This window comes from Streptomyces sp. RP5T, assembly GCF_003933965.1.
Classification (GTDB): Bacteria; Actinomycetota; Actinomycetes; order Streptomycetales; family Streptomycetaceae; genus Streptomyces.
On sequence record NZ_RSAJ01000418.1, the window covers coordinates 1 to 7,603 of the forward strand.

Here is a 7,603-nt window from a genome sequence, read left to right on the forward strand (position 1 = left end):
CCTCCCTCCAGCGCCCGCACCCTCCCTCAGAAAGGCCCGATGATGACTGCCACAACCGCGGCCTCCCCCAAAGGCCGGCGCCGAGACGGGCCGACCCGCCCCGCGCGCGGCGGCAGGCGCCACCGCCGGTCGGCAGGGCCGCTGTTCGTCGCCCCCTTCATGGCGCTGTTCCTCCTGCTCTTCCTCGCCCCCCTCGGCTACGCCGCCTACCTGAGCCTCTACCAGGAGCGGCTGATCGGCGGGACGGTCTTCGTCGGCCTCGACAACTACGTCCAGGCCGTGACCGACCCGCTGCTCATCCACGGTGTCGCACGCGTCGCGCTGTTCTTCGTGATCCAGGTCCCGCTGATGCTGCTGCTGGCCCTGCTGTTCGCCCTCGCGCTCGACAGCGGCCTGCTGCGACTGGCCCGGGTGATCCGCCTCGGCATCTTCGTCCCGTACGCCGTGCCGAGCGTGGTCGCCGCCCTCATGTGGGGCTACCTGTACGGCCCGGACTTCGGCCCGTTCGCCCAGCTCAGCCGCAACCTCGGCCTGCCGGTGCCGCGGTTCCTCAGCGACGGCTGGATGCTCGGGAGCCTCGCGAACATCGTGACCTGGGAGTTCGTCGGCTACAACATGATCATCCTGTACGCCGCCCTGCGCACGATCCCGACGGAGCTGTACGAGGCCGCCGCCATGGACGGCGCCGGTGCCTGGCGGATCGCCTGGTCGATCAAACTCCCCGCGCTGCGCCCGGCGTTGCTGCTCACCCTGCTGTTCTCGGTGATCGGCAGCTTCCAGCTCTTCAACGAGCCCAACCTGCTGATGAAGGTCGCCCCCGACGTGATCAGCAGCTCCTACACCGCCAACCTCTACGCCTACTCCCTCGCCTTCACCGGCCAGCAGGTCAACTACGCGGCCACGGTGTCCTTCCTCCTCGGCCTCGTCATCGTGATCGTCTCCTACGCCGTCCTGCTCACCGCGAACCGCAGGAGGACGTCATGACGACTACTCCCCAGCCCTCGGCCTCGCTCATGCGGGCGACCCCGCCGCCGGTGACCCCGACCGCGAAGCCGGCGCGTGCCGCCCTGCCGAGGCGCCGCCCGCGCGGTCCCCGGCGCAGCACCCCGCTGACCATCGCCATGCTGGCCGCCCTCGCCTACTTCCTGCTGCCCCTGTTCTGGCTGGTCATCGCCTCCACCAAGAGCACCCAGGACCTGTTCAACAGCTTCGGCCTGTGGTTCTCGCACGCCCCGCAGCTGCTGACCAACGTCAAGGACACCTTCACCCAGGACGACGGCGTCTTCGTGCACTGGCTGCTCAACACGGCCGTGTACGCGGGGGTCAGCTCCGTCGGCGCCGCACTGCTGGCGGCGGCCGGCGGGTACGGGTTCGCCAAGTTCCGCTTCCGCGGCGACCGGGCCGCCTTCAACCTCGTGGTCGGCGCCGTCATGGTCCCGGCCACTGCGCTGGCCATCCCGACCTATCTGCTCTTCGCCAAGGCGGGCCTGGTCAACACCCCGTGGGCGGTCATCCTGCCCTCCCTGGTCAACCCTTTCGGCCTCTACCTGATGAGGGTCTACGCCGAGGACGCCGTGCCCGAGAGCATCCTGGAGGCCGCTCGCATCGACGGGGCCGGCGAGCTGCGGATCTTCTTCCGGATCGTGCTCCGGCTGCTGGGCCCCGGCCTGGCGACGGTCCTGCTGTTCACGCTGGTGGCGACCTGGAACAACTACTTCCTGCCGCTGATCATGCTCAACGACCCGGACCTGTACCCGATCACGGTCGGCCTGTCCTCCTGGGCCGCGCAGGCGCAGAACGGCGGATCGGGCGCCAGCAGCGACATGCTCGCGCTCGTGGTGACCGGCTCCCTGATCTCCATCGTCCCGCTGGTCGTGGCGTTCCTGATGCTCCAGCGGTACTGGCAGAGCGGCCTCGCCTCAGGCGGCGTCAAGCAGTAGCGCACACCTCTCCCTTCTCTCCCGTCTTCCGGAGGTTCCCCCCATGGCGGCTCTGCCTGCCCGCGTCCTGTTCGGCGCCGCGTACTACCACGAGTACACGCCCGCCTACGACCCCGAACTCCAGCCCGACGAACGGCTGAAGACCGACCTGGACCTGATGGCCGAAGCGCACTTCAACGTCATCCGGGTCGGCGAGTCGGTGTGGTCGACCTGGGAGCCGAGCAACGGCAGCTTCGACCTCGACTGGCTCCAGCCCGTCCTCGACGGCGCCCACGAACGCGGCATCTCCGTCATCCTCGGCACGCCGACGTACGCCGCACCGCAGTGGCTGGCCCGGCAGTACCCGGAGATCACCGCAGAGCGTGCGACCGGGCAGCGGATGAGCTGGGGAGCCCGGCAGGAGATCGACTTCACGCACCCCGCGTTCCGGTTCCACGCCGAGCGGGTCATCCGGAAGATCGCCGCACGCTACGCCGACCACCCGGCGGTCATCGGCTGGCAGGTCGACAACGAACCCGGCCTGCACCTCTTCCACAACCGCGGGGTCTTCCAGCGGTTCGTGGACCACCTCCGGGAGAAGTACGGAGACGTCGAGACCCTCAACCGCGAGTGGGGCCTGGTCTACTGGTCGCACCGGCTGTCCGACTGGTCCGACCTGTGGACGCCCGACGGCAACGAACAGCCCCAGTACGACGTCGCCTGGCGGGAGTTCCAGGCCCGCCAGGTCACCGAGTTCATCGGCTGGCAGGCCGACATTGTCCGCGAGTACGCGCGCGAGGGGCAGTTCGTCACCACCTGCATCTCGTACACCCGCCAGGGGGTGTCCGACGACGAGCTCGCCGCCCGCCTCGACATCGCCTCCGGCAACCCGTACTACGACATGCAGGACGGCCTGCTGCTGCCCGATCCCACCGCCGACACCCACGAGCAGATCTGGAAGACCACCGGCGTCTGGTCGATGTACCAGACCGCCGACTGGATGTTCTCCTCCCGCCAGGAGCCCTTCCTCGTCACCGAGACCAACGCCCAGAGCATCGGCTTCGCCTGGGACAACCGGCCCGGTTACGACGGCCAGTGGCGCCAGGCCGCCTGGGCGCACGTGGCGCGCGGTGCCCGGATGATCGAGTACTGGCAGTGGCAGACCCTGCGCTTCGGCGCCGAGACCTACTGGGGCGGAGTCCTCCCGCACACCGGGAAGCCCGGCCGCACCTACGCCGAACTGGCCCGGCTGGGCGCGGAGTTCGAGAAGGCGGGCCCGCTGGTCGCCGGTCTCGAACCGGACGCCGACCTCACGCTGGTCTACTCGACGCCGAGCAAGTGGCTCATGCAGAAGTACCCGCCGCTCGCCACTCCCGACGGCCGTCCGGACGCCGCCGCCTACCACCGGCTCCTCGACCCCTTCTACCGCGGCGCCTTCGACGCCCGCCGCCAGGTGCGGATCGTGCACGCCCGGCAGTTGGGGGACCTGACCGCACAGGAGGCCGTACGGCGCCACCCGGTCCTCGTGGTCCCGGCCCTGTACGTAGTCGACGACGCCACCCTCGACTGGCTGACGGCCTACGCCGACGCGGGCGGTCACCTGGTCCTCGGTCCCCGGACCGGATACGCCGACCACGAGGCGAGGGCCCGGATCAACCCGGCCCCCGGCCGTCTCGCGGCCGCCGCGGGGGTGACGTACGACGAGTTCAGCAATCTGCACCAGGACGTGCCCGTGCGCCCGGCGCCGGACAGCCCGCTGCGGCTGACCGAGTCGGCGACCGCGACCCACTGGATCGAGTGCCTGAACCCCACCGACGCGGAGGTGCTCGCCAGCTACGACCACCCGCACTTCGGCCGGTGGCCGGCGATCACGAGCCGGGTGCACGGCGCGGGCCGGGTCACCACCGTCGGCACCGCGCCGGGGCGCGACCTCGCCCGCGTGCTCGCCGAGTGGCTGGCGCCCACCGCGAGCCACGCCTGGCAGGACCTGCCCGCGTCGGTCACGGCGACGACCGGCACCTCTCCCGACGGCCGTCGGGTCCACATCGTTCACAACTGGAGCTGGGAGTCCGCACGCGCGAGCGTCCCGGTCGACCTCTCCGACGTTCTGGACGGCACGTCCGTTCCCGCCGGCACGGAGCTGGCTCTCGGTCCCTGGGACGTCCGCGTGCTCATCACCGCAACACCGTGACATCCCCCGAGGAGGGGCAGTGAAGAAAAGAACCACAGCGAAGGCGCTGGGCAGTTCTCTTGCGGCGGCGGCACTGCTGACCGGCTCGATGGCCGGCGCACAGGCGTACAACCCGACCGGCGGGACCATGTACCAGTTGGGCAGCGAGCCGTGCCTGAAGGGGCGCGGCAACTGCGCGGTCTACCCGAAGTCGGCCCAGCTCCCCGGCGGTCGGCTGGTCGCCTCGTTCGAGAAGTCGACCGTCGTGGCGTCCTCCGGCAGCGCGGCCGGACAGACCCTCCCGGTCTACAAGAGCGACGACGACGGCACGAGCTGGCAGCCGCTGTCCGAGGTCAAGGCACCGGCGTACCTCTCCAAAGACCCCAGGTACGCCAAGTACACGAGCAACTGGACCAACCCGTACCTGTACGTCCTGCCGAAGAGCGTCGGCGGGCTGAAGGCCGGAACCCTGCTCCTGGCCAGTGTCGTCTCCGGTGACGACTACTACTACAAGGAGCACAAGGCGGCCGACCCGAACTGGACGCCGTCCAACGACGGCGACCGCAGCGATCTGGCCATCGCCCTGTACTCCAGCACCGACCAGGGCAGGAGCTGGAAGATCCAGAACATCGTGGCGACCGGCGGCTGGCAGGGCGGCAGCGCGGGGGCGGTCGGCAAGAACATCGCCGCCGCGAACAAGTACCAGCAGGTGGACCCGCTGTGGGAGCCGTACCTGATGGTCTACAAGGGCAAGCTTGTCTGCTACTACTCCGACGAGACCGACTACGTCGGCTTCGACCCGGTCACCGGCGTGCCCAGGAGGGACCCGGTCAACGACACGGCCACCGACTCGCACGGGCAGATCCTCGTGCACCGGACCTGGAACGGGAAGAGCTCCGACTGGAGCGACCCCGTCGTCGATGTCTCGGGGTCGGTGCAGGACATGGGCGGCGGTAAGACCGAGATAGGCGGCGGTCGGCCGGGCATGACCAACGTAGTCCCCACGTCGGACGGCCGCTGGATGCTCACCTTCGAGTACTGGGGCGGCGGGGCCAACACCCGCTATGTCATCGCCGACGATCCGCTGAAGTTCTTCAAGGGGAGCCAGACGGGAATGTCGGTCGGTTCGCTGCCGGTCGTCTCCGGTTCCCGTCCGCTCACCGGCGGCGGCAGTCCGGTGCTGATCCGGCTGCCCGACGGGCGGCTCGTTTACAACGCGGCGAACAGCGGTGACGTGTGGGTCAATGACAGCGGCCGCAGCGACGGCGTGTGGACCGAATACCAGACGACCTCGCAGGCCGGTTACAGCCGCAACCTCCAGTACGTCGACGGCACCGGCCGCATCGCGATCCTGAACAACCAGGGCACCTCCACGATCGCCTTCGCCGAGGTCGACCTCGGCGAGACGGCCGGTACCTACTACCGGCTGGTCAACCGCAAGACCGGCCAGGTGATCGGCACGGGCAACAGGACCAACGACGCCAACCTCGGCAACGGGGACACGCCGGACGTGGTGCTGGAGGACTCCGGGGCGGCGGCCGACCCGGACACCCAGCAGTGGCACGTGGTGGACGAGCCGAACGGCGGCACCACCCTGCTGAACAGGTCGGGCGGTCGCGCCGCCGCGATCTGGACCGGCAACGCCACCGTGGGGCAGCGCATCGGCCAGTGGGTCGACAACAGCTCGACGGGCAGCTGGAACCTCGTCAAGACCTCCGACGGCTACTACAGGTTCCAAGCCGTCAAAAACAGCGCTCTCTACCTGACCGGCGCCTCCGCGGGGGCACCGCTGACCCTCCAGAACGCGGCCGGCGACGGCTCACAGGACTGGAAGCTCGTCCGCTAGGCGGTGGTGGTGGTCCGGCGGTGACGTCGGACCACCACCGGCAGCCATGTGTCGACGACCTCCGCGAGGAGGCCCTGGGTGCGGAAGACGTGCCCGTTCAGGCCGACCGCCTGCGCCGCGCGGACGTTCTCCTCGCGGTCGTCGACGAAGAGGAAGTCGGCGGGCGCGGCCCGCAGAGCGACGACGCAGTGCTGGAAGGCGGCCGGGTCGGGCTTGGCCACGCCGATCCTGCCGGAGAAGGCCAGGTGGTCGAGGTCGTGCAGCCAGGGCTGGGCGGCGAGGAAGGCGTCCGCGTGGTCCGCGGGGATGTTGGACAGCAGGGCGACCCGGGCCCGGTCCCGCAGCTGCCGTACGTAGGTGACCATGCTGTCGTCGACGCGGGACCAGCTGTCGATGTCGGTGAGCCGCAGCTCCTCGATCGTGTCGGTGTCGGCGGGCCGGGACAGCGCGCGCAGCACGTCGGTCCAGTACGCGGACGCGGTCTGCCGGCCGGCGTCGTAGGGCGGGCGGTAAGTCCAGTAGGCGCTGGTGAAGGCGTCGGGGGCCGTGTTGCAGCGGGCGGCCATCTTCTCCAGGGCGCCGGGGCGTTGGTGGCGGGCTATGACCCCGAAGAGGTCGAAGAGCACGATGCGGCGGCGGTCGGTGGACATACGGATCCCTTCGGGGCTCTGGGTGTTCGGGTCAGTGCCGGTGTGGCAGGGCGCGGGCGAGCGAGTCCAGGGCGGCCAGGCGGTCGGGACCCGCCGGGGCGAGGACGACGCTGGTCGCGCCGGCCGCGTGGCGGGCGTCGATCGCCGCGCGGGCCTGGGCGGGGGTGCCTGCGATGCTCAGCGCACGCACCCACTCGGCGGGCATCGTCCGGGCGAAGTGCCGGGCGTCGGGGCTCGCGGCGCGGTGTGCGCGCAGTTCCCCGGCGAACGGCAGGGGGTCGATGTGCGCGGCCCACTGCGGCTCGCCGACCGACTCCAGGGCCGCGCGGACCCGGGTCAGGGCGGTCTCCTCGTCGTCGTCCACGGCCGCGGCGTCGTAGACGACGATCTCCGGAGCGTTCGCGGCGGCGGGGCCCAGGTTGCCCAGGGAGGCGGTGATGTACCCGGGGGCGGCCGGCTCGGCCAGAAGGAGCCCGTCGGCGACCTCGCCCGCGACCGCCTGCGACTTGGGGCCGCGAACACCCAGGATCACCGGCGGGGCGATCTCGGGGATCTCGGTCAGGACGACGCCCTCGCAGCGGACGTACCGGCCGTTGGCGGGGCCGGGCTCACCGGCGACGAGCAGGCGTAGCGCCCTCGCGTACTCCTTGATCAGCGTCAGCGGGCTGGCGGGCCAGGATCCGACCTGGCGCATCCAGGCGGGCATGCCGTGGCCGATGCCCGCGATGACCCGGCCGGGGTGGAGCTGGGCGAGGGTCGCCAGTTCCATCGCGGCGAAGGCCACGTTGCGGGCGCCGGCGGGCAGGATGCCGATGCCGACGGTGAGATTCGTAGTCGACGCGAGGACGGTAGCGGCCTGGGCGACACCGCCGCGCCAGCCGAGGTCCTCCACGACCCAGACCTGGTCGAAGCCCAGGTCCTCGGCCCGCCGGACGTAGGGCAGCACCTCGGCCACCGGGAGATCGAGCGGAAGCATGACACCGACGCTGCCGTGGGCGGGGGTTGCGGGGGACTCGGA

General features: G+C 70.6%; 6 protein-coding genes. 4 read left to right on the forward strand and 2 right to left on the reverse strand.

Translation table 11 applies throughout. The features are described from left to right. Positions 1-42: 42 nt before the first annotated feature. From EHS43_RS31870 to EHS43_RS31885, 4 genes are all read left to right on the forward strand, one after another. Entirely contained in the window at positions 43-984 is a 942-nt protein-coding gene (locus EHS43_RS31870) for a carbohydrate ABC transporter permease (RefSeq protein WP_221740777.1), read from the forward strand. After that, entirely contained in the window at positions 981-1,940 is a 960-nt protein-coding gene (locus tag EHS43_RS31875; RefSeq protein WP_125194155.1) for a carbohydrate ABC transporter permease, read from the forward strand. Before EHS43_RS31870 ends, EHS43_RS31875 begins: the two co-directional genes overlap by 4 nt. Positions 1,941-1,983: 43 nt before the next feature. Continuing rightward, the gene (locus EHS43_RS31880; protein ID WP_125194156.1) at positions 1,984-4,110 is read left to right on the forward strand and encodes a beta-galactosidase; all 2,127 of its coding nucleotides are present in this window, start codon (positions 1,984-1,986) and stop codon (positions 4,108-4,110) included. A gap of 88 nt (positions 4,111-4,198) precedes the next feature. After that, on the forward strand, positions 4,199-5,935 hold the full coding sequence (locus EHS43_RS31885) for an RICIN domain-containing protein (RefSeq protein ID WP_125194159.1): 1,737 nt from the start codon (positions 4,199-4,201) through the stop codon (positions 5,933-5,935). On the opposite strand, the gene EHS43_RS31890 is transcribed toward EHS43_RS31885, so the two are convergent. Beyond that, on the reverse strand, positions 5,932-6,585 hold the full coding sequence (locus EHS43_RS31890) for an HAD family phosphatase (RefSeq protein ID WP_125194157.1): 654 nt from the start codon (positions 6,583-6,585) through the stop codon (positions 5,932-5,934). The genes EHS43_RS31885 and EHS43_RS31890 overlap by 4 nt on opposite strands. 31 nt (positions 6,586-6,616) lie before the next feature. Then, a partial coding sequence (locus EHS43_RS31895) for an LLM class flavin-dependent oxidoreductase (protein WP_260470803.1) occupies positions 6,617-7,603 on the reverse strand: 987 nt, incomplete at its 5' end.